This window comes from Nonomuraea sp. CX421, from assembly GCF_059358955.1.
In genome coordinates this window covers 89,124-109,109 of sequence record NZ_JCADBK010000021.1, presented here as the reverse complement: position 1 = coordinate 109,109, position 19,986 = coordinate 89,124, and the positions used below count along the sequence as shown (strand labels likewise).

The 19,986-nt window shown below is 73.0% G+C and carries 22 protein-coding genes; 15 read left to right on the top strand and 7 right to left on the bottom strand.

What is annotated here, in order from left to right; all coding sequences use genetic code 11:
* Positions 1 to 55 precede the first annotated feature (55 nt).
* From AC5L3X_RS29740 to AC5L3X_RS29725, 4 genes are read right to left on the bottom strand one after another with little or no spacing between them, the layout of a single operon-like run.
* Positions 56 to 511, bottom strand: coding sequence for an anthrone oxygenase family protein (locus AC5L3X_RS29740; RefSeq protein WP_494861320.1), 456 nt, complete (start codon positions 509 to 511; stop codon positions 56 to 58).
* A gap of 6 nt (positions 512 to 517) precedes the next feature.
* Positions 518 to 1,552, bottom strand: a complete 1,035-nt coding sequence (locus AC5L3X_RS29735) for an acyltransferase domain-containing protein (protein ID WP_494861319.1) — start codon at positions 1,550 to 1,552, stop codon at positions 518 to 520.
* A 24-nt stretch (positions 1,553 to 1,576) separates the two neighbouring features.
* Entirely contained in the window at positions 1,577 to 3,427 is a 1,851-nt protein-coding gene (gene asnB, locus AC5L3X_RS29730; protein WP_494861317.1) for an asparagine synthase (glutamine-hydrolyzing), read from the bottom strand.
* A gap of 9 nt (positions 3,428 to 3,436) precedes the next feature.
* Positions 3,437 to 3,694 (bottom strand): acyl carrier protein, encoded by a 258-nt coding sequence (locus AC5L3X_RS29725; RefSeq protein WP_189129195.1) that lies wholly within the window; start codon positions 3,692 to 3,694, stop codon positions 3,437 to 3,439.
* A 152-nt stretch (positions 3,695 to 3,846) separates the two neighbouring features.
* Between AC5L3X_RS29725 and AC5L3X_RS29720 the strand changes: the two genes are divergently transcribed.
* Complete coding sequence (locus AC5L3X_RS29720) at positions 3,847 to 3,987, top strand: hypothetical protein (RefSeq protein ID WP_189129194.1); 141 nt, start codon at positions 3,847 to 3,849, stop codon at positions 3,985 to 3,987.
* 37 nt (positions 3,988 to 4,024) lie between these two features.
* Positions 4,025 to 5,224, top strand: a complete 1,200-nt coding sequence (locus AC5L3X_RS29715) for a cytochrome P450 (RefSeq protein ID WP_494861316.1) — start codon at positions 4,025 to 4,027, stop codon at positions 5,222 to 5,224.
* A 73-nt stretch (positions 5,225 to 5,297) separates the two neighbouring features.
* Here AC5L3X_RS29715 and AC5L3X_RS29710 read toward each other — a convergent pair whose 3' ends face one another.
* Positions 5,298 to 5,783 (bottom strand): hypothetical protein, encoded by a 486-nt coding sequence (locus tag AC5L3X_RS29710; protein ID WP_189128773.1) that lies wholly within the window; start codon positions 5,781 to 5,783, stop codon positions 5,298 to 5,300.
* A gap of 110 nt (positions 5,784 to 5,893) precedes the next feature.
* Positions 5,894 to 6,919 (bottom strand): LLM class flavin-dependent oxidoreductase, encoded by a 1,026-nt coding sequence (locus AC5L3X_RS29705; protein ID WP_494861315.1) that lies wholly within the window; start codon positions 6,917 to 6,919, stop codon positions 5,894 to 5,896.
* Positions 6,920 to 7,108: 189 nt separating this feature from the next.
* Here AC5L3X_RS29705 and AC5L3X_RS29700 point away from each other — a divergent pair, with 189 nt between their 5' ends.
* The 4 genes from AC5L3X_RS29700 to AC5L3X_RS29685 all read left to right on the top strand — a co-directional run bounded on the left by AC5L3X_RS29700 (position 7,109) and on the right by AC5L3X_RS29685 (position 12,094).
* Entirely contained in the window at positions 7,109 to 8,785 is a 1,677-nt protein-coding gene (locus AC5L3X_RS29700; RefSeq protein WP_494861313.1) for an FAD-dependent monooxygenase, read from the top strand.
* A gap of 15 nt (positions 8,786 to 8,800) precedes the next feature.
* Positions 8,801 to 9,640: an LLM class flavin-dependent oxidoreductase gene (locus AC5L3X_RS29695; protein ID WP_494861357.1), complete on the top strand. Its 840-nt coding sequence runs from the start codon at positions 8,801 to 8,803 to the stop codon at positions 9,638 to 9,640.
* A gap of 14 nt (positions 9,641 to 9,654) precedes the next feature.
* A complete protein-coding gene (locus AC5L3X_RS29690; RefSeq protein WP_494861312.1) occupies positions 9,655 to 10,806 on the top strand; it encodes a nucleotide disphospho-sugar-binding domain-containing protein in 1,152 nt (383 codons plus the stop codon).
* Positions 10,807 to 10,924: 118 nt separating this feature from the next.
* Positions 10,925 to 12,094, top strand: coding sequence for a nucleotide disphospho-sugar-binding domain-containing protein (locus tag AC5L3X_RS29685; protein WP_494861310.1), 1,170 nt, complete (start codon positions 10,925 to 10,927; stop codon positions 12,092 to 12,094).
* Positions 12,095 to 12,098: 4 nt separating this feature from the next.
* Here AC5L3X_RS29685 and AC5L3X_RS29680 read toward each other — a convergent pair whose 3' ends face one another.
* Positions 12,099 to 12,860, bottom strand: a complete 762-nt coding sequence (locus tag AC5L3X_RS29680) for an SDR family NAD(P)-dependent oxidoreductase (RefSeq protein WP_494861308.1) — start codon at positions 12,858 to 12,860, stop codon at positions 12,099 to 12,101.
* 233 nt (positions 12,861 to 13,093) lie between these two features.
* Here AC5L3X_RS29680 and AC5L3X_RS29675 point away from each other — a divergent pair, with 233 nt between their 5' ends.
* From AC5L3X_RS29675 to AC5L3X_RS29635, 9 genes are read left to right on the top strand one after another with little or no spacing between them, the layout of a single operon-like run.
* Positions 13,094 to 14,119: a methyltransferase gene (locus AC5L3X_RS29675; RefSeq protein ID WP_494861307.1), complete on the top strand. Its 1,026-nt coding sequence runs from the start codon at positions 13,094 to 13,096 to the stop codon at positions 14,117 to 14,119.
* Positions 14,120 to 14,147: 28 nt separating this feature from the next.
* Positions 14,148 to 15,152 (top strand): methyltransferase, encoded by a 1,005-nt coding sequence (locus AC5L3X_RS29670; protein ID WP_189128780.1) that lies wholly within the window; start codon positions 14,148 to 14,150, stop codon positions 15,150 to 15,152.
* A gap of 9 nt (positions 15,153 to 15,161) precedes the next feature.
* Positions 15,162 to 15,482 carry a TcmI family type II polyketide cyclase gene (locus tag AC5L3X_RS29665; RefSeq protein WP_189128781.1) on the top strand — a complete coding sequence of 107 codons (321 nt, stop codon included), beginning with the start codon at positions 15,162 to 15,164 and terminating at the stop codon, positions 15,480 to 15,482.
* The gene (locus AC5L3X_RS29660; protein WP_225263893.1) at positions 15,479 to 15,883 is read left to right on the top strand and encodes a cupin domain-containing protein; all 405 of its coding nucleotides are present in this window, start codon (positions 15,479 to 15,481) and stop codon (positions 15,881 to 15,883) included. The genes AC5L3X_RS29665 and AC5L3X_RS29660 overlap by 4 nt, the downstream gene beginning before the upstream one ends.
* A complete protein-coding gene (locus tag AC5L3X_RS29655) occupies positions 15,883 to 17,142 on the top strand; it encodes a beta-ketoacyl-[acyl-carrier-protein] synthase family protein (RefSeq protein ID WP_494861304.1) in 1,260 nt (419 codons plus the stop codon). The genes AC5L3X_RS29660 and AC5L3X_RS29655 overlap by 1 nt, the downstream gene beginning before the upstream one ends.
* Positions 17,139 to 18,314, top strand: coding sequence for a ketosynthase chain-length factor (locus AC5L3X_RS29650; protein ID WP_494861302.1), 1,176 nt, complete (start codon positions 17,139 to 17,141; stop codon positions 18,312 to 18,314). The genes AC5L3X_RS29655 and AC5L3X_RS29650 overlap by 4 nt, the downstream gene beginning before the upstream one ends.
* A gap of 11 nt (positions 18,315 to 18,325) precedes the next feature.
* Complete coding sequence (locus AC5L3X_RS29645) at positions 18,326 to 18,787, top strand: SRPBCC family protein (protein ID WP_494861301.1); 462 nt, start codon at positions 18,326 to 18,328, stop codon at positions 18,785 to 18,787.
* A complete protein-coding gene (locus AC5L3X_RS29640; protein WP_494861300.1) occupies positions 18,784 to 19,245 on the top strand; it encodes an anthrone oxygenase family protein in 462 nt (153 codons plus the stop codon). The genes AC5L3X_RS29645 and AC5L3X_RS29640 overlap by 4 nt, the downstream gene beginning before the upstream one ends.
* Before the next feature lie 14 nt (positions 19,246 to 19,259).
* Entirely contained in the window at positions 19,260 to 19,985 is a 726-nt protein-coding gene (locus AC5L3X_RS29635) for an SDR family NAD(P)-dependent oxidoreductase (RefSeq protein WP_494861299.1), read from the top strand.
* Position 19,986: the final 1 nt, after the last annotated feature.

Genomic DNA, 19,986 nt, shown 5'->3' with positions numbered 1-19,986 from the left:
GGCGGCGCGGCCCCCGACCGGGGGCCGCGCCGCCTCACTTGCCGACGAGCCGCGCTCAGGTGAGCGCCACGCCCAGGCTGTTGGCCGTCAGCGCGGCCACGGCCAGCGTGGTCCGCAGCAGGTGCCAGGCCCGCCAGCGCGGCCGCGGATCGGCCCAGTCGGCCGGGACGGCGTCCGGGTCGATCCGCTTCAGCATCCGGTTGATCGGCACGTTGCACAGGTGCGAGACGCCCGCCACCCCCAGCATCAGCACGACCGTCGCCCCGAACAGCACCCGGGCGCTCTGCGGCCCCGGTAGCAGCGCCAGGGCCAGGTCGCCGGCCGCCGTGCCCAGCACGAGGATCGGCATGACCGGGTCCCAGTTACGGCCGAGGAGGGTCGTGGTGTAGAGGTAGCGGTCGGCGGGCATCGCCATCAGCGCCGGCACCACGCTCAGCGCCACGGCGAACAGCACGCCCGCCACCATTCCGCTGCTCACCACCACCAGCACGGCCAGCGGTGAAATCTGCATCGCTCGTCACACTCCCTCTACACTTCCTCGCCGAACTTCCTCGCCGAGAGCTCCCTCGCCGACCTGGGCGTCCAGCTCCTCCATCGCCGCCTTCCACGCGGCGAGCGTTCCCTCGGCCGACGCCGGCAGCGGCGCGACCACCGTGCTGCGGCCCGACCGCACGGCCGCGTGCCGCCGCGCCAGCATCGACAGGCTCCTCCCGGGACCGGCCTCCACCAGCGTGTGGACGCCGTCGGTGAGCAGGCCGTCCAGCGCCGCCCAGAACAGCACGGGCCGGGCGAGCTGCCCGGCCCAGAAACCGGGGGAGAGCGCCTGGGCCCCGCTGACGGGCAGGCCCGTCGCGGTGGACCTGATTGGCACCCGAGGCGGCGCCAGCGACATCCCGGCGAACCCCACGGCGAACAACTCCGCCGCGCCACGCACCGCCGGGCAGTGGAACGGCTGGCGCGACGGCACCCGCCGGGTCGTCACGCCGTCGGCCGCCAGCTCACGGGTCAGCTCCGTCAGCCACGGTTCGGGCCCGGCCACGACGGTGTGGCGGGGGGCGTTGATCGCGGCCACGGCCACGCCCGCCGCCCGGTGCCGGGCGCCGATGCGTGGCTCCAGATCGTCGGCGGCCACCCCGGCGGCGATCATGCCGCCGGGGCCGACCGTCGCCATCGCCTGGCTGCGGGCCGCCATCAGCCGCGCCGCGTCGGCCAGGGTGAACACCCCGGCCAGGCAGGCCGCCGCCAGCTCGCCGACGCTGTGGCCGAGCAGCGCCGCGGGTCTGAGCCCGCGGGCCGTCAGCGTCCTGCCCAGCGCGTACCCGATGGCGAACAGCAGCGGCTGGGCGCGCGAGGCGTCGTCGAGGGGGACCCGAGGATGGTCGCCGAGCCAGTCGGCGCGCAACCGGCCCCCCTCCTCGCCCATCAGGGCGAAGAACTCGTCCATGGTCGCGGTGAACTCCGGCTCGGCGCCGTACAGCTCCACCGCCATGCCGGGATGCTGTGCCCCCTGTCCGGGGAACAGCAGCACCACCGGGCGACTCGGCTCGGGCATGCGCGACCTCTCAGTAGTCAGCAATCAGTAGTCGAGGGTGACGTCGTACTCGGTGAACCACCTGGTCAGCCAGAGCGCCATCTCCAGGCTGCCGCGGTCGTACGGCCGGCTGACGTGGCCCGCCGGGCGCTGGACCGCCTTCCTGACGCGCTCCGGGTCGAGCAGCCCCGGCACCGCGCGCTCGCCGCCGCCGGTCAGCTCGCCGAGCTCGTCGCGCAGGGCCTGCTCGTACGCCGGGTCCTGCGTGGCCGGGTACGGCGTTTTCACCCGGTCCCGTACGGCTTCGGGCAGCAGGTCGCCGACGGCGGCCCGCAGCAGGCTCTTCTCCCTGCCGTCGAACGTCTTCATCGCCCACGGGACGTTGAAGACGTACTCGACCAGGCGGTGGTCCAGGAAGGGCACCCGGACCTCCAGGCCGTTGGCCATGCTCATGCGGTCCTTGCGGTCGAGGAGCGTCTGCAGGAACCGGGTGAGGTTGAGGTAGGTCACCTCGCGCATGCGCCGTTCGAGCCGGTCCTCTCCCGGCAGCACGGGCACCTCGGCCAGCGCCTCGTGGTAGCGGGCCAGCCGGTGCTGCTGGATGTCGAGTTTCTCCTTCAGCTCCTCGTCCAGCAGCGACAGCCCGCCGAAGTACCGCGCCGAGCCGGGCGTCAGCCAGGGGAAGGTGCCGGCGTCCACGGCCGCCGGGTTGAAGAACCAGCGGTAGCCACCGAACAGCTCGTCGGCGCCCTCACCGGACAGCGCCACCGTGGAGCGCTCGCGCACCGCGCGGCAGAGCAGGTAGAGCGACGGCCACATGTCGCCCCAGAACGCGGGCGGCTGGTCGTTGGCCCGCAGCACCGCCGAACGCACCGACTCGGCCACCAGCTCGTCGCTGTTCAGCCGCACTTCGCGGTGCTCGGCTCCGACGTGCGCCGCCAGCGCGCGGGCGAACGGGGCGTCGGGCGCGCCGCGCACCGCGTCGGCCTGGAAGATGTCCTCCGCGCCGGAGAAGGCGACCGAGAACGACCGTACGGGGCCGTTGCCGGCGGCCGCCAGCCGGTCGGCGGTCAGCGCCGTCAGCGCGGACGAGTCGAGGCCGCCCGACAGCAGGGTGCACACGGGCACGTCGGCGATGAGCTGCCGGCCGACGATGTCCTCCAGCAGCCCGCGCACCGTGGCGACCGAGGTGTCCAGGTCGTCGGTGTGCTCGCGGGCCTCGATCGACCAGTAGCAATGCTTGGTCAGGCCGCTTCTGCGCAGCCGTACCAGGTGGCCGGGGCGGACCTCGTGCATGCCGGACAGGACCGCCCGCTCGGGGGTCTTGACCATGTCGAGGACCTCGCGCAGGCCGTCCAGCCCGACGCGGCGCCGCACCTCGGGGTGCGCGAGCAGGGCCTTGGGCTCCGAGCCGAACAGCACCCCGGAGCGGGTCGGATGGTAGTAGAGGGGTTTGACGCCCAGCCGGTCGCGCAGCAGCACCAGCTCCTGCGTGCGGACGTCCCAGACGGCCAGCGCGAACATGCCGTTCAGCCGCCGCGCGAAGTCGGCGCCCCACCGCAGGTAGGCGTGCAGCACCACCTCGGTGTCGCTGCTGGTGCGGAACCGGTGGCCGTGCGAGACCAGCTCGGCACGCAGCTCCCTGAAGTTGTAGATCTCCCCGCAGAACGTCACCGCGGCCAGGGTCGTGCCGTCCTCCTCGGCCGACATGGGCTGGTGGCCGCCGGCCAGGTCGATGACCGACAGGCGGCGGTGCCCGAGCAGGACGTGCCGGTCCTGCCACAGGCCCTCGTCGTCGGGGCCTCTGCGACTCATCGTGGCCGTCATCGCCCTGGCCGTCGCCGTGTGGCGGGTCAGGTCACGCGAGAAGTCCACCCAGCCGGCGATTCCGCACATGCGCGCTCCTCAGGACGTGCCCGCCAGGGCCCGGTTGACCGTGTTGAGCAGGTCCGCGGGCGTCTTGGCGCCGCCGACCTCCTCCTCCGAGATCTCGAGTGAGTACTCCCGCTCGATGGCGCTGACCGTGTTGAACAGGGCCAGCGAGTCGTAGCCGAGCGCTTCGAAGGTCGTGTCGAGGATGTCGCCGTCCAGCTGGACCGACTCGTCCTCGCCGGCGCTTTCGCGGAGCAGTCGCACCAGTGTGTCGATGGTGATTTCCCGCATCTTCACCCCTTGTCTTACCTAAGAGCTGTCTATGGCGGGAAATGTCGTACGACGCGCTTGACGGACGTTGGACGGCGGCTCGACCCGCCGTGCGGCCCGTGCTCCAGCGGGGCTCCAGCGAGACCACAGATCGCGCGGTCACGGTCGGCACCATGAGGTTGCCGTTAGGCGAATGGCTGCGGGCCTACGTCCGCGTATGGGCGGAGTACCCGTCCCTGATCTTCTACCAGCCGAGCCCCTGGGACGACGGCCCCGAACCGGACGACGAGTGGCCCGAGACGGCGAACCGGTGAGGCCCACCGCGTGCCGTAGCCGTACAAGGAGGCAAGTATGACCGCAGAAGCACCACCCCCGAGCTTCCCGTTCGCCGCCGCCGACCCCCTGGAGCCGGCCGAGGAGTACGTGCGGATGCGCGAGAACGGCTCCGCCGCCCGCGTCACCCTCCCGTCCGGTGACCCGGCCTGGCTGGTGACGAGGTACGAGGACGTCCGCACCGTGCTCGCCGACCCGCGCTTCAGCCGGGAGGCGATCACGGCGCCCGGCGCGCCCAAGGTGTTCCCGATCGCCCGGGGCGCCAAGTCCATCATCGTGATGGACCCGCCGGAGCACACCAGGCTGCGCCGCCTGGTGTCGTACGCGTTCTCCGTGCGGCGCATGGAGGAGCTGCGCCCGCGCGTGGAGGAGATCGCCCGGGGGCTGGTGACCGCGATGGAGCGCACGGGCCCGCCCGCCGACCTCGTGGCCGGCCTCACCCAGCCGCTGCCCATCATGGTCATCTGCGAGATGCTCGGCGTGCCGTACGAGGAGGTCGACCAGTTCAGGACGTGGACCGACCTCATGCTCAGCTTCGACTCGGGCCGCCGCGAGGAGGTCATCGAGGCCCGCGACCGGCTCAACGGCTATCTGGCCGAGCTCATCGCCACCAAGCGCACCCGGCCGACCGACGACCTGCTCATGGTGCTGATCAACGCCAGGGACGAGGGCGACCGGCTGTCGGAGGAGGAGCTGGTGGCGTTCGCGTTCACGCTGCTCGGCGCCGGCTACCACGCCACCACCGCCGGGATGACGCACGTGATGCTGCGGCTGCTGCGCAGTCCCGAGCGGATGCGGACGCTGCGCGACAAGCCCGAGCTGCTGGCGCCCGCGGCCGAGGAGCTGCTGCGGCTGTCGCAGGCGGGCGGCGGGGTGGGCGCGCTGCGCATCGCCACCGAGGACGTCGAGCTGGGCGGCACCCTCGTCAGGGCGGGCGACGCGGTGCTGCCGTCCACCACGGCCGCCAACCGGGACCCCGGGGTCTTCGCCGACCCCGACGGGTACGACCCGGCGCGCGAGCAGAACCACCACATCACCTTCGGCCACGGCGTCCACTACTGCCTGGGCGCGCAGCTCAGCAGGATCGAGCTGCGGATCGTGCTGGAGACGGTGCTGGAGCGGTTCCCCGGTCTGGAGCTGGCGGTGCCGGCGGAGGAGCTGGAGTGGCGCACCGGGACGGCGTTCGGCCGCCCCGAGCGGCTGCCGGTCACCTGGTAGGGAACACGGCCGGCCGGCGGGGAACACGGCAGGGGCGGCGCCGCGCGATCACGCGGCGCCGCCCCCGCTGCCGTCACGGTGCCTGGACGCTGTAACGCCTGCCCTCGACCTGGGTCTGGAAGACGCCCTGGACGTTGCCGTCGGCGTCGACCGACGTGCCGGTGCCCGACGAGGTGAACGTGTCGGCCGAGGTCACCTGCCCGTCCTGGAGGCCGCGCAGCTCCCAGTCGAAGGCGCCTTCGGCGTTGAGGTTGTAGTGCCTGAAGGCGTACCGGAAGCCGGTGGCGGTGAGCTTCCAGGTGCCGAGCCCGACCCGCTTGCCGTCGGCCAGCGTGAAGCTGCCGTCGGGCCGCAGCGCGAACAGGGCGCGCTCCTTCTTGGTGCTGGACGCGAACTTGATCTCCACGGCCCAGGTGCCGACGGGCGAGCGTAACTGCTCGGTGTCACCGCTGGCCGAGCCGGCCAGGCCGGCGACCGAGCCGAGCGTCAGGGTCGTCGCCGCCGCCACCAGCGCCACGCGCCGGGCCATCCCGGGCCGCCTGCCTACCTTGTCTGCCATGCTTCCTCCCTGTGTTCTGACCGTTTCATCTGTTCTGTGTCCGCCGGCTTCGTGTCCGCCGGCTTCGTGTCCGCCGGCTTCGTGTCCGTCGGTCTTGTGTCCGCCGGCCTTCATCGGCCGGAACCGACCAGGCCGATCGCTTCCGCCGCGACCTGGAGAGACGTGCGCCGCGCCGCCGGGTCGGAGCTGACGGGCGACAGGGCGAGGGTGGTGACGCCGGCCCGCGCGTACGCGTCCATCCGCTCCGCCACCCGGTCCGGCGGCCCGAGCAGCGAGACGCTGTCGACGAAGTCGAACGGCACCGCCGCCGCCGCGCCCGTGCTGTCACCGGACCGGGCCCGGTCCTGGATCTCCACCGCGGCCTCGCCGTGGCCGAGCCGCTCCAGCAGGCGGAAGTAGAAGTTGTCGGTGCGGTGCCCGAGGCTGACGAAACGCGCCACGTGGTGCTTGACGGGCAGGGCGGCGGCCTCCGGGTCCTCCTCCACGGCGATCGACACCGAGGGGATGACCTCGAACGGCTCGCCGGCCAGGTCGCCGCGCCGCCGTCCCGCCTTCAGGTGCCCGATCGCCTCGGCCACCCGTCCGGGCGAGCTGAAGACCCCGAACCAGCCGTCGGAGATCTCCCCGGCCAGCTCCAGCCCGCGCTCGCCGACGGCGGCGAGGTAGATCGGGATGCGCGGGTTGACCAGCGGCGCGTGCAGCCGGAAGCCGGTGCCCCGCCCGCCGGGCAGCGGCACCCGCAGGTGCTCACCCTGGTGGTCGACCTGGCGGCCGGCCAGCGCGGCCCGCACCACCGAGACGTACTCGCGGGTCCTGGCCAGCGGGCGGCCGAACGGCAGGCCGTACCAGCCCTCGGTGATGAACGCGTTGGAGACGCCCAGCCCGAGCCGGAACCGGCCGCCGGACAGACCGTCCAGCGTGGCGGCCGTCATCACGGTCATGGCCGCGGTCCGCGCGGGAATCTGGAACACCCCGGCGGCCACGTGGATCCGCGTGGTCCTGGCCGCGAGGTACCCCAGCGCGCTGGCCGCGTCCGATCGGAACCCCTCCGGCACGAACGCCACCTCGAACCCGTGCCGCTCCGCCTCCACGGCGAGATCGGTGTCGTTCAGCGGGACGTTGATCCCCAGTCGCATGGCATGCTCCGCTCTCTCGGGTCTGATCGCCGCGGGGGACATCCTGGAAGGTCCGCTTCGAGCCGCGCTGGACCTGGGGCGAACGAGGCTGGAGCGGAACTCGACCGGGCGTCCAGCGCCGCGCGACGCCTGTTCTGCTCCCTGGTACGGCGGGTTCCCGTGCCGATGACCGAAGGGATGAGGCCAGCCATGCCACACGAAGACACCGAGGTGCTGATCGCCGGCGGGGCCGTGGTCGGCTTGTCCGCGGCCCTGTTCCTGGCCCGGGCCGGAGTCCGGGTGACGCTCGTCGAGCGCAAGCCCAGCACGCTGCGCCATCCCAGAGCGCGGGTGATCAACCCCCGCACCGTCGAGGTCTACCGGTCGGTCGGCCTGGAGGAGACGATCGTCGCCGCCCAGTCCCTGACCTCCGACCTGAGCACCAAGACGGTCATCAGGGCGAGGACGCTCGACGACGCCGAGCTGTTCTCCATGCCGATGCGCAACGAGGCGCCCGGGCTCAGCGAGGCCACCCCCTGCGACTGGTGCTCCATCGACCAGAACCGGCTGGAGGAGATCGTCGCCGACCATGCCGTGAAGCTGGGCGCCGACGTGCGGTACTCGACCGAGCTGGCGTCGTTCGACGACGACGGCGACGGGGTGACGGCGACCGTGCGCGACGCCGACACCGGCCGGGAGCGCCGGATCCGCGCCCGCTACCTCATCGCCGCCGACGGCAGCCGCAGCTCCGTACGGCGGCGGCTCGGCATCGGCGTGACCGGCCCCGGCGTGCTGCAGAACATCGTCAGCCTCGTCTTCAAGGCCGACCTCAGCGGCCCGCTGCGCGGCAGGGACCTCGGCCTGGGCTACTTCGACCAGCCCGAGCCGGGCACCCGGATGATGCCGCTGGACGGCTCCCGCTGGGTGTTCGTCACCCCCTACGACCCGGCCGCGCAGTCCGCCGATGACTTCGACGACGACTGGTGCGTGGGGGTCATCCGCGCCGCCGTGGGCGTGCCCGATCTGCGCGTGGACAACATCGAGGTGCAGATCGAGCGGACCGGCGCCAAGGTGCTCGGCTACGAGGTCGCCGCCCAGCTCGCGGAGCGCTACCGCCAGGGACGGGTGTTCCTGGTCGGCGACGCCGCGCACGCCATGCCGCCGACCGGCGCCCTCGGCGCGGCCACCGGCGTGCAGGACGCGCACAACCTGGCCTGGAAGCTGGCCGCCGTCCTGGTGGGTGACGCGGGCCCCGCCCTGCTCGACACCTACGAGCAGGAACGCCGCGCCGTCGCCGGACACACCATCGACTACGCCATGAAGACCATGCGCGACCGCACCAGCACCGCCGACGGCGACGAGAAGCCCGTCAGCTACGCCGCGATCATCCTCGGCTACCGGTACGACTCCGCGGCCGTGCTCTCCGAGGAGACCGGCGGCCCGCCCGCGCTGGAGCCCGAGCTGCTGGGCGCGCCGGGCACCCGGGCCCCGCACTACGCGCTCGTCCGCGACGGCGAGCCGCTGTCGACGCTGGACCTGTTCGGCGCGGGAACGGTGCTGCTCACCGGCCCCGAGGGTGGCGGCTGGCACCCGGCGGCGGCCCGCGCCGGGCTGGACGTCCGGATGATCGGCGGCCCCGAACTGGCCGACCCCGAGGGCCGCTGGCCGCAGGCGTACGGGGTGAGCGCGTCGGGCGCGGTGCTCGTCCGCCCGGACGGATTCGTCGCCTGGCGGGCTCCCGCCCTGCCCACCGACGCCCAGCCGGTCGCCGGGCCCGACGCCGGGCGCGATGCCAAGCCCCATGGGCGCGATGCCCGACACGACGCCGAGCCCGACGTCGAGGCCACGCTGCGGTCGGTGGTCGCCCGGATCCTCGATCGCGGCTGAGGGGGGCACGTGACCATGGACATCGGACTCGCCCTGCCCACGACCGTGCCGGACGTGACCGGCGAGCGGCTCATCGAGTGGGCCCGCCGGGCCGACCGGCTCGGCTTCAGCACGCTCGGCGCGCTCGACCGCGTCGCGTACCCCAACTACGAGTCGCTGCTCGCCCTGACGGCGGCCGCCGCCGTCACCGAGCGGATCAAGCTGGCCACCACCATCCTCATCGCCGCCTGCCGCGACAGCACGCTGCTGGCCAAGCAACTGGCCACCCTCGATCACCTGGCCGGCGGACGGCTGGTGGTGGGCCTCGCCTCGGGAGACCGCGAGGACGACTTCACCGCGACCGGGACGTCGTTCGCCGGCCGGGGCAAGCGGCTCGACACCGTCGTCCGCGAGCTGCGCGCCGCCTGGTCCGAGGCGAGCACGGGCCTGCGACCGGCGCACCCGCCGTCCCTGCTGATCGGCGGCCACTCGCAGGCGGCCATGCGCCGCTCGGCGCGAGTCGGCGACGGCTGGATCGGCGGCGGCAACTCGGTCTCCCGCTACGCCGACCTGGCCGCCCGGGTGCGCGACGAATGGCGGCGGCAGGGCCGGACGCGGGCTCCCAGGCTGCTGGCGCTGTCCTACGTAGCGCTCGGCCCCGGCGGGCGCGAGCACGCCGAACGCTACCTGCGCTCCTACTACGCCTTCATCGGCGACAAGGCCGAGCTGGTGGTCTCCGGCGTGGCCACGGAGCCCGGGCGGCTGCGCGAGCTCGTCCGAGGCTACGCCGAGGCCGGCTGCGACGAGCTGATCCTGCTGCCGTGCGCGGCGGACCCCGGACAGGTCGACCTGATCGCCGAAGCGGCGCTGAGCTGAGAGCTGGTGGAGCGATGCGGATGCTCGTCACGGCCTGGGCGTGGCCGTCCCACCTGTACGCCATGGTGCCCCTGGCCTGGGCGATGCGCGCGGCCGGGCACGACGTGCTGGTGGCCTGCCAGCCGTCCCTGATGGCCGTCGCCGAACGGACCGGCCTGCCGTGCGCGCGGGTCGGGTCCGACGTGGACTCGGTGGACATGGTCCGCGGCTACGCGCTGCCGACCCGCCGCTTCGGCACCCCGGAGGCGGTGGCCTCGGCGAACGGGGGCGCCCCGCGCGCGCTGCGCATGTTCCAGGCCAACGCCGAGGCCATGGTGGACGATCTGGTGCGGCTGGCCCGGGAGTGGCGGCCCGAGGTGATCGTCCACGACCCGACGGCCTGGGCCGCCTCGATCGCGGCGGCCGTGGCCGGGGTGCCGGCCGTCCGCCACCTGTACGGGGCCGACCTCGTCCACCGCGCCCGCCGGTTCCTGCCGGAGCTGCTGGCGCCGATGGCCGAGCGGCACGGGCTGGACGACCTGGAACCACTGGGAGCGGCCACGGTCGACCCCTTCCCGGCCGGTGTGCAGGTGGAGGTGGACTACCGGCCGACGCCCATCAGGTACGTCCCGTACAACGGGCCCGGCCAGGCCCCCCGCCTCGGCCCCTCGGACCGGCCACGCGTCTGCGTGACGTGGGGCACGACCATGGCCCGCGTCGACTCCCGCCGCTTCCTGGCCGGGGAGGTCGTCCGGGCGCTGGCCTCGCCGGAGGTCGAGGTGGTCGTCGCCGTGACCGCCGCGCAGCGGACGCTTCTCGGGCCCGTGCCGGAGGGGGTGCGGGTCGTCGAGGGCGCGCCGCTGCACGCCCTGCTGCCCTCCTGCGACCTGCTGGTGGCGCACGGCGGCGCCGGCACCTCGCTGACCGGCCTGGCCGCCGGCCTGCCGCAGCTCCTGGTGCCGCAGTTGCCCGACCACCAGGCGCACGCCAACCGGCTGGTCCGCGCCGGGGCCGCCGACCTGCTGCCCCCCGACGAGGCCGACCCGGCCGAGCTGCGGGAGCGCGCACTGCGCCTGCTCCACGACGAGCGGGCCCGGCAGGCCGCGGCGCGCCTGCGCCAGGAGATCGCCGACCGGCCCGCCCCCGCCGCGGTCGTCCCGTGGCTGGAACGCGTCGCCGCCGGCTGAACGGCCCGGCGCGGCCGGTCGGGGGCGGCCGGGCCGAGCACGGGCGGGCCGAGCGGCCGGGGTGAACGGTCCAGCGCGGATCCACCGAGCCTCCAGCGTCCGGGCGCAGCCTGCGCGCATGCGGATCCTCATCTCCACCATCGGAACAGCCGCCCACTTCTACCCGGTCGTGCCGTTCGCCTGGGCCCTGCGCTGCGCGGGCCACGACGTGCGGGTGGCCTGCGAGCCGGGCTTCACCGCCACGGTCGGGGCCACCGGCCTGCCCGCCGTCGCCGTCGGCCACGACGTCGACCTGCGTACGTTCTGGCAGGGCGTCGCCCTGGAGCCCGCGGCGGGCACCGGCGACGACGACCACCTGCGCACGCGCATGGAGCGGTCGATGGCGATGTTCACCGGCATCGCCGAGGCGGCGGCCGGCGACCTCATCGACCTCGCCCGAGCCTGGCGTCCCGACGCGGTCGTGTTCGAAGCGCGAGGGTACGCCGGGCTCATCGCCGCCCACAGCGTGGGCGTCCCGGCCATCCGCCATACCTGGGGCATCGACACCAACTACTCGCGCCGTGACTTCGACCGGCCGTACCTGGACGAGCTGTGCGCCCGCTACGGCCTGACCGGCGTGGACCCCCTGGGCGACCTGACGCTGACCCCCTGCCCACCCAGCCTCACCGAGCCCGACGAGGTCAACCGCGCGCGGCTGCGCTACGTCCCGTACAACGGCTCCGGCGGCCTGCCCTCCTGGCTCGTCCCCGCGCCGGAGCGGCCGCGCGTCTGCGTCACGTGGGGGCACATGTTCTCGCAGATCACCGACAACCTGCATCCGATCAACCAGGCCATCGAGGGCCTGCGCGGCCTGCCCGTCGAGGTGGTGGCCGCCGTCGCGCCCGGCCAGCGCGCGCTGCTGCCGGCCACGCCGCCGCCACAGGTGCGGGTGGCCGAGTCGGTGCCGCTCAACCTGCTGCTCCCCACCTGCGCCGCGGTGATCAACGGAGGCGGCGCGGGCACGCTGATGACCGCGCTCAGCGCGGGCGTGCCGATGGTCGTGGTGCCCTCGCACACCGACGAGCCCGAGTACGCCGAGCGCATGTCCGCCGCCGGCGCGGCCACCTGGCTGTCCTACCGTGAGGCGGACGCCGGGGCGTTCCGCGCGGCGGCGGAAAAGGTACTGGCGGCCCCCTCCTACCAGGAGGGGGCCGCCAGGCTGGCAGCCGAGAACGCGGCGCTGCCGTCACCGGCCGCCCTGGCGGCGGGACTGGACGAGGTGATCGCCCAGGCCCGCCGGGGCGGGTGACGGATCAGGTTCCGCCGGTGACCTCGACGATGGTCCCGGTGATGTTCCCGTTGGCCTCCGAGCCCAGGAACACGATGGCCCGGGCCACTTCCTCCGGAGTCGAGATGCGGCCGGTGGCGGCCGAGGCGGCCACCTGGCTCATCAGCTTCGGGGGAAGGGCCCGCCGGGTGGTGTCGGTCGCGGTCGCCCCGGGCGAGACCACGACGCTCAGGATCCCGCTCGTGCCCGCCTCGCCCGCCAGGGTGCGGCTGAAGGCGTTCAGGCCGGCCTTGCTGGCGATGAACGCCTCCTCCCCGGGAATGCCCGAGCGCACCGAGGCCGCGGAGATGAAGATCATCCTGCCCCAGCCGCGCGCCTTCATCGACGGCAGCACCGCCTGAACCGTGTGGAAGGCGCCGTCGAGCTCCTCGCGCAGCTGGCTCTGCCACTCAGCCACCGGCACGTCCTCGAAGGCGCGGAACGGGATGTGCGGCCCCGACCAGGGGGAGGCATTGGCGACCAGTACGTCCACGCCGCCGTAGGCGTCGATCACGCTGTCCACGGTGGCCCTGATCGTGGCCGGGTCGCCCAGGTCGTACCGTGTGGCGATGGCGGTGCCACCCGCCTGCTCGATCTCGGCGACCGCGCTGTGCGCGCCGTCCTTGTTGGACCGGTAGGTGAGCGCCACCCTGGCCCCCTCCGCGGCGAACAGGCACGCGGTCGCGCGCCCGATGCCGCTGCTGGCGCCCGTGATGAGCACGCTCTTTCCGGTGAGCCCCAGATCCATCCGTCACTCCCTTGTCATCGGCACGACGGGCGGAGCCGGCCCGCCGGGACGCCCATGCTGACCCGCCCCACTCGAGCATCACCTGAGCGGTGCTCGCCGTCGCCGCTCCGCGCCCCGCCGAGGCGCGGCCGGCTGCTCAAGCGGCGCTGGAGCGATCCTTCAGCCCTCGCCGTCAGCGTCGGCAGTCGGCGGGTCTCAGAGGACCCGGCCGCCGGAAAACCCGGAGGTATCTCATGGCAATGGCGGTCATGCGCGACAAAGCGGCCGCGGAGGTATTCGAGCTGTCCACAGGAGTGCACGCCAGCGCGGTGGTGCGCGCGGCGGTCCAGCTCGGCCTGGCCGACGCCGTCGGCGACGAGCCCGTCACCCTGGAAGCACTCGCGTCGGCCGTCGGGGCGCGGCAGGACACGCTCGGGCGCTTCATGCGGCTGCTCACCGCGTACGGCATCTTCGCCGAGGTGGGGGAGGACCGCTACGAGCACACCCCCACCTCCAGAGCGCTCCGCTCGGACGCGCCCGACGGCCCCGCGGGGATCATCCGCCTGGGCGGCGACTGGAACTGGATCCTGTGGGGACTGCTCGCCCACTCGGTCAGGACCGGCGAATCCGCCTTCCAGGCCCACTACGGCCAGGACATCTTCACCTACTTCGACCAGAACAGGCAGGCGGGCGACGCGTTCCAGCACGGCCTGTCGGTCGTGGCCAGGCGGGAGGACCCGCTCGTCGCGGAGGCGCTGCCGGTCAAGGACGGCGAGTGCGTGGTCGAGCTGGCCGGCGGCAAGGGCAACCTGCTGCGCGCGGTGCTGGAACGCCACCCGGGCGTCACCGGTGTGCTCGTCGAGACCGAGCAGGCGCTGGACACCGTCGACCCGGCGCTGCGCGAGGGCCCGCTGGCCGAACGCTTCCGCGCGTTCCCTGGCGACTGCCAGACGGCCGTCCCCGGCGGCGGCGACGTCTATCTGATCAAGCAGACCCTGCACATGTGGGACGACGAGACGTGCCTGCGCGTCCTTGCGAACTGCCGGCGCGCCGCACCGCCCGGCGCCCGGGTGGTGGTCGTCGAGCAGCTCCTCACGGAGGGGCCCGCCGAGCGGCGGACCCGGCTGATGGACCTGCACATGCTCCTGGTCGCCGGCGGCAGGGAGCGCACCGAGAAGGACTTCGCCGAGCTGTTCCACCGGGCCGGCCTCAGCTTCGGCGGCATCCGCGGGGAGGCGGGCGACCTGCGGCTGATCGAGGCCGTGACGCCCGAGGCCTGACCCGATCAGCACTCAGAAGGGAGCCCCCATGGCAACGGACGCACCGATCACCACCCCGGCCGACATCTTCCGGCTGGGCAGCATGTACGCGATGTCGAAGGTCGTGCTCACCGCGGTCGAGCTGGACCTGTTCACCGCCCTCCAGGACGCCGACGCCACCGCCGAGGAGGTGTGCGAGCGCCTCGGCCTGCACCCGCGCGCCACCAGGCAGTGGCTGGACACCCTGGTCGTCACCGGCCTGCTCCGGCGCGAGAACGGAAGGTACGGCAACAGTGAGGCCGCGACCCGCTTCCTGGTCCGCGGCGCCCCCGCCTACGTCGGCGGCTTCCTGTCGCGCTCCGGCGAGATGCTCTACCCCGCGTGGGGCCGCCTCACCGACACGCTGCGCACCGGCCTGCCGCAGGCAAACGACGGCGACTTCCGCGAGCTGGTCGACAACCCCGCGTTCCTGGACCGCTTCCTGACCATGATGGACTCGCTCAGCGGCCACCTCGGCCCCGAGCTGGCCAAGTCCTACGACTGGACCGCGCACGACTCCGTCGCCGACATCGGCGGCGCCCGCGGCAACCTCGTCTCGCACCTGGTCAGGGCGCACGTCCACCTCAAGGGCATGGTGTTCGACCTGCCGCAGATGGAGCCCAGGTTCGACGCGCACCTGGCCGAGCTCGGGCTGTCCGGCCGGGCCTCCTTCGTGCCCGGCGACTTCTTCAACGACCCGCTGCCGCAGGCCGACGTGCTGATCATGGGGCACGTGCTGCACGACTGGTCGGAGGAGGAGCGCCGGATGCTGGTCGGCAAGGCGTACCAGGCGCTCGCGCCGGGCGGGGTGCTGCTCGTCTACGACCGCATGATCGAGGACGAGCCGACTGACGCCGACAACCTCGTGGTGAGCCTGCACATGATCCTCACCACGACCGACGGCGCGGAGTACACGCAGGGCGAGTGCCTGGCGTGGCTGCGCGAGGCCGGCTTCCGGCAGACCTCGGTCCAGCCGCTCGGTCCCACGGACTCCCTCGTCATCGCGACCAAGTAGGAGATCACCTTGCACAGAACGCTCATCGTCGCGCACATGGAGGCCTCGCACGCCGACGCCATCGCGACCATCTTCGGAGAGTCCGACGCCACCGACCTGCCGCACCTGATCGGCGTGTCCCGCAGGACCCTCTTCCGTTTCCACGACCTGTACTTCCATCTGGTCGAGGCGGACCAGGACATCAAGCCCGACCTGGACAAGGCTCGCGAGCACCCGCTCTACCTGGACGTCAGCCGGCGGCTGTCGGAGCACGTCAGCCCGTACGACCCCAACTGGCGCGAGCCGAAGGACGCCATGGCCATCCCCTTCTACACCTGGGAGCGCTCGTGACCGAGACACAGGGCGGACTGAAGATCGTCCACATCGACGACGTCGAGCCGAACCGCCGGCGCGGCGGCGACCTGCGGGTGCTGCTCAGCCCCAAGACCGTGGGCTCGACCACGGGCTTCATGGGCGTGACGCTGCTCAAGCCGGGGGAGTTCGTCGCCGAGCACTACCACCCCTACTCCGACGAGTTCATGTTCATCGCCCGCGGCACGATCGTCGCCCGGCTGGACGGCGAGGACGTCAAGATGCTCCCCGACCAGAGCGTCATGGTGCCCAAGGGCACCCGGCACCGCGTCGAGAACACCGGTACGGAGGACGCGCTCATCGTCTTCCACCTGTGCCCGCTGGCCCCCCGCCCCGAGCTGGGGCACGTCGACACGGAAGAACGGGCGGGAGAGGGCTGATGCGATCCGCCCGCGTCGTGGTCACCGGGATCGGCGTCGTCGCTCCCGGTGACCCGGGCACCAAGGCGTTCTGGGAGATGCTCACGGCCGGTCGGACGGCGACGCGCACCATCACCTTCTTCGACCCGTCGGGCTTCCGCTCCCGGATGGCCGCCGAGTGCGACTTCGACCCGGCGGCGCAGGGCCTGTCGGCTCAGGAGATCCGCCGGATGGACCGGGCGGCGCAGCTCGGCGTGGTCGCGGCCAGGGAGGCGTGGGCCGACAGCGGCCTGGGTCAGGACGTCGCGCCCGAGCGGATGAGCGTCAGCCTGGGCAGCGCCGTGGGCAGCACGATGAGCCTGGAGGAGGAGTACGTCGTCCTCAGCGACGGCGGCAGACGGTGGCTGGTGGACGACGGCTACGGCGTGCCGCACCTGTACGGCTTCATGGCGCCCAGCACCCTGGCCGCCGAGGTGGCGTGGAGCTGCGGGGCCGAGGGCCAGGTCGGGTTGATCTCGACCGGCTGCACGTCGGGGCTGGACGCGATCGGCCTCGGCGCCCGGCTCATCCGGCAGGGCACGGCCGACGTGGTGGTGGCCGGCGCGACCGACGCGCCGATCTCACCGATCACCTCGGCCTGCTTCGACGCCATCAAGGCCACCTCGCCCAACAACGACGACCCCGAGCACGCTTCGCGCCCGTTCGACCTGCACCGGGACGGGTTCGTGCTGGGGGAGGGCGCGGCCGTGCTGGTGCTGGAGGAGCTGGAGGCGGCGCGCCGTCGCGGCGCGACGATCTACGGTGAGATCGCCGGATACGCCTCCCGCAGCAACGCCTTCCACATGACCGGCCTCAAGCCGGACGGCAGGGAGATGGCCGAGGCGATCCGCGCCGCGCTGGACGAGGCCCGGCTCGATCCGTCGGACATCGACTACGTCAACGCCCACGGCTCGGGCACCAAGCAGAACGACCGGCACGAGACCGCCGCCTTCAAACGGGCACTCGGACCGCGCGCCCACGAGGTGCCGGTCAGCTCGCTCAAGTCGATGGTCGGCCATTCGCTCGGCGCGATCGGCGCCATCGAGGCGGCGGCCTGCCTGCTGGCGATGCGTGACCAGGTGGTGCCTCCCACGGCCAACCTGCACACCCCCGATCCGGAGTGCGACCTGGACTATGTGCCGGTGACCGCCCGCGACCAGCGGGTGGACGCGGTCCTCAGCGTCGGCAGCGGGTTCGGCGGCTTCCAGACGGCGATGGTGCTGGGACGGGGAGAGCCATGAGCGCGGTGACCGGCATGGGAGTGGTGGCGCCCAACGGCGACCGTACGGAGGACTACTGGCAGGCGGTCCTGGACGGCCGGTCCGGGCTGGGGCCGATCAGCCACTTCGACGCCGGCGGCTACCCGGTCAGCAGGGGCGGCGAGTCACCGTTCGTCGCCAAGGGCCGGGTGCCGGGCAGGCTCGTCGCCGAGACCGACCGCTTCACGCACATGGCGCTGGCGGCGGCCGAGATGGCGCTCGCCGACGCCGGTGTGGACCCGGCCGAGCTGCCCGAGTACGAGATGGCGGTCACCACGGCCAGCTCGTCCGGCGGCACCGACTTCGGGCAGCGGGAGATCGAGAAGCTGTGGCGCAACGGGCCCCGGCACGTGGGCGCGTACCAGTCCATCGCCTGGTTCTACGCGGCCAGCACCGGCCAGATCGCGATCCGGCACAAGATGCGCGGCCCGTGCAACGTCGTCTGCGCCGAGCAGGCCGGCGGGCTGGACGCGGTGGCCCACTCGTGCCGGCTGCTGCGCGACGGGGTGCGGCTGGCGCTGGCCGGCGGCACCGACGCCTCGCTGTGCCCGTACGGGCTGGTGGCGCAGCTCAGCAACCGCAGGCTCAGCCCGTCCGGTGAGTTCCTGCCCTTCGACGCCCGCGCAGACGGCTACCTGCCGGGCGAGGGCGGGGCGATGCTCGCCATCGAGCCCGCCGACACCAAGAAACCGAAATATGGCTACATAGCCGGTCACGCGGCCACGTTCGATCCGCCGCCGTGGTCCGACCGGCCCCCGGCGCTGCGCCGCGCCGTCGAGGCCGCCCTGGCCGACGCCGGCGCCGAACCCGGCGACATCGACGTCATCTTCGCCGACGCCGCCGGGCTGCCCGACCTGGACCGTCAGGAGGCCGAGGCGGTCAACGCGGTGTTCGGGCCGCGGGCCGTCCCGGTCACCGCGCCGAAGACCATGACCGGACGGCTGTACGCGGGCGGCGCCGCGCTCGACCTGGCCACCGCGCTGCTGGCCCTGCGCGACCAGGTCGTCCCGCCCACCATCGGCATCACCAGCCCCGTCGAGGGGCTCGGTCTCGACCTCGTCCGCGACACCCCCAGGCAGGCGCCGCTGCGCGCGGCACTGGTGCTGGCCCGGGGCTACGGCGGATTCAACTCGGCAATCGTCGTCAGAGCGTAAGGACCTTGACCATGGCCGTACACACCGAGAACCAGATCGTCATCGCCGCGCCGATGGAGGTGGTCTGGACGATGACCAACGACGTGGACAACTGGCCGCGGCTGTTCGACGAGTACGCCGCGGCCGAAATCCTGGAGCGGCACGGAAACACCGTCCGCTTCCGGCTCACCATGCACCCCGACGCCGACGGCAACGCCTGGAGCTGGGTGTCCGAACGAACCATGGACCCGCAGACCAGGACCGTCCGGGCCCACCGCGTGGAGACCGGCTGGTTCGAGTACATGAACATCGCCTGGGACTACTCCGAAGTGGACGGCGGCGTGCTGATGCGCTGGAAGCAGGACTTCCAGATGAAACCGGAGGCGCCGCTGGACGACACGGCGATGGCCGCCAGGATCAACGCCAACTCCGCCGTCCAACTCGACCTGATCCGGCGCCGCGTGGAAGCCGCCGCGGCCCAGACGGTGCGATGATCTCGCTGCTCGTCCCGCTGTCCCTGGCCGGAGGCGGCCTGGCGTCAGGGGTCATGCTGTCGACCGTCATCGGCATCGAGCCGTACACCAAGGCCATGCCCTACGACGGGTACGTGCGCGCCATCCGCTTCCTGTGGCCGCGCTACGACCCGCTCATGCCCATCGTCAACGCCATCACCTTCCTGGCCAACGCCGCCCTGGCGGTGCTGGCCCCCACCACCGGCGCCCGCGTCACGTACACCACGGCGGCGGCCCTGCTGGCGCTCGTCATGGCCATCTCGGTCGCCAAGAACGTGCCGATCAACAAGTACGTGACGTCGCTGGACCCCGCCGACCCGCCGTCCGACTGGGCCGCGCGGGACCCCCGGGCCCAGTGGCGCTCCTGGAACCTCATCCGCACCGTCCTCGTCCTGACCGCGCTCGCGGCCAGCGGCGCCGGCGCGGCCACCCTGATGTGACAACGGAGAACCCCATGCGACTGAACGGCAGGAACGCGCTGGTCACCGGCGGCGCCAGAGGCATCGGCCGGGCCATCGTGCTCGACCTGGCCAGGGCGGGCGCGAACGTCGTCACCTGCACCAGGCAGGGCGGCGAACCCGCGGAGACCCTGGCCAAGGAGCTACAGGCGATCGGCGGCGAGCACCACGTCGCGACCGCCGACGTGACCAGACAGGAGGACATCGACGCCCTGGTGGGCGAGTGCGAGCGCCGATGGGGCCGGATCGACATCGTGGTCAACAACGCCGGCGCGATCAGCCACGTCCCGTTCGCCGAGCTGGACGCGGCGGAGTGGCACCGAGTCGTCGACACCGGGCTGACCGCCACGGCCATGGTCATCCAGCGGGCGCTGCCGCTGATGGGCGAGGGCGGCTCGATCATCAACATCGGCTCGAAGGTGGCCACCGTCGGCCTCCCGCTGCGCGCCCACTACACGGCCGCCAAGGCCGGGCTCATCGGCCTGACCAGGTCTCTGACCAAGGAGCTCGGTGAGCGCGGCATCCGGGTCAACCTGGTCGCCCCCGGCCCGATCGAGACCGAGGCGGGCGTGCCAGACGAGGTGCGCGAGCGGTACCGGCGGCTCATCGCGCTCGGCCGGATGGGCCGCCCCGAGGAGATCGCCACCGTGGTGACCTTCCTGGCCGGCGAGCAGTCGGCGTTCGTCAACGGCGAGACCATCAACGTGGACGGAGGCATCTAGC

Bases quoted from the DNA above. Each gene is read 5' to 3' on its own strand.
- AC5L3X_RS29710 (WP_189128773.1), bottom strand. From the start codon at position 5,783: ATGGCAGACAAGGTAGGCAGGCGGCCCGGGATGGCCCGGCGCGTGGCG.
- AC5L3X_RS29675 (WP_494861307.1), top strand. From the start codon at position 13,094: ATGGCAATGGCGGTCATGCGCGACAAAGCGGCCGCGGAGGTATTCGAG.
- asnB (WP_494861317.1), bottom strand. From the start codon at position 3,427: ATGTGCGGAATCGCCGGCTGGGTGGACTTCTCGCGTGACCTGACCCGC.
- AC5L3X_RS29740 (WP_494861320.1), bottom strand. From the start codon at position 511: ATGCAGATTTCACCGCTGGCCGTGCTGGTGGTGGTGAGCAGCGGAATG.
- AC5L3X_RS29715 (WP_494861316.1), top strand. From the start codon at position 4,025: ATGACCGCAGAAGCACCACCCCCGAGCTTCCCGTTCGCCGCCGCCGAC.
- AC5L3X_RS29655 (WP_494861304.1), top strand. From the start codon at position 15,883: ATGCGATCCGCCCGCGTCGTGGTCACCGGGATCGGCGTCGTCGCTCCC.
- AC5L3X_RS29640 (WP_494861300.1), top strand. From the start codon at position 18,784: ATGATCTCGCTGCTCGTCCCGCTGTCCCTGGCCGGAGGCGGCCTGGCG.
- AC5L3X_RS29705 (WP_494861315.1), bottom strand. From the start codon at position 6,919: ATGCGACTGGGGATCAACGTCCCGCTGAACGACACCGATCTCGCCGTG.
- AC5L3X_RS29735 (WP_494861319.1), bottom strand. From the start codon at position 1,552: ATGCCCGAGCCGAGTCGCCCGGTGGTGCTGCTGTTCCCCGGACAGGGG.
- AC5L3X_RS29645 (WP_494861301.1), top strand. From the start codon at position 18,326: ATGGCCGTACACACCGAGAACCAGATCGTCATCGCCGCGCCGATGGAG.
- AC5L3X_RS29695 (WP_494861357.1), top strand. From the start codon at position 8,801: ATGGACATCGGACTCGCCCTGCCCACGACCGTGCCGGACGTGACCGGC.
- AC5L3X_RS29680 (WP_494861308.1), bottom strand. From the start codon at position 12,860: ATGGATCTGGGGCTCACCGGAAAGAGCGTGCTCATCACGGGCGCCAGC.
- AC5L3X_RS29685 (WP_494861310.1), top strand. From the start codon at position 10,925: ATGCGGATCCTCATCTCCACCATCGGAACAGCCGCCCACTTCTACCCG.
- AC5L3X_RS29670 (WP_189128780.1), top strand. From the start codon at position 14,148: ATGGCAACGGACGCACCGATCACCACCCCGGCCGACATCTTCCGGCTG.
- AC5L3X_RS29725 (WP_189129195.1), bottom strand. From the start codon at position 3,694: ATGCGGGAAATCACCATCGACACACTGGTGCGACTGCTCCGCGAAAGC.
- AC5L3X_RS29690 (WP_494861312.1), top strand. From the start codon at position 9,655: ATGCGGATGCTCGTCACGGCCTGGGCGTGGCCGTCCCACCTGTACGCC.
- AC5L3X_RS29700 (WP_494861313.1), top strand. From the start codon at position 7,109: ATGCCACACGAAGACACCGAGGTGCTGATCGCCGGCGGGGCCGTGGTC.
- AC5L3X_RS29650 (WP_494861302.1), top strand. From the start codon at position 17,139: ATGAGCGCGGTGACCGGCATGGGAGTGGTGGCGCCCAACGGCGACCGT.
- AC5L3X_RS29720 (WP_189129194.1), top strand. From the start codon at position 3,847: ATGAGGTTGCCGTTAGGCGAATGGCTGCGGGCCTACGTCCGCGTATGG.
- AC5L3X_RS29635 (WP_494861299.1), top strand. From the start codon at position 19,260: ATGCGACTGAACGGCAGGAACGCGCTGGTCACCGGCGGCGCCAGAGGC.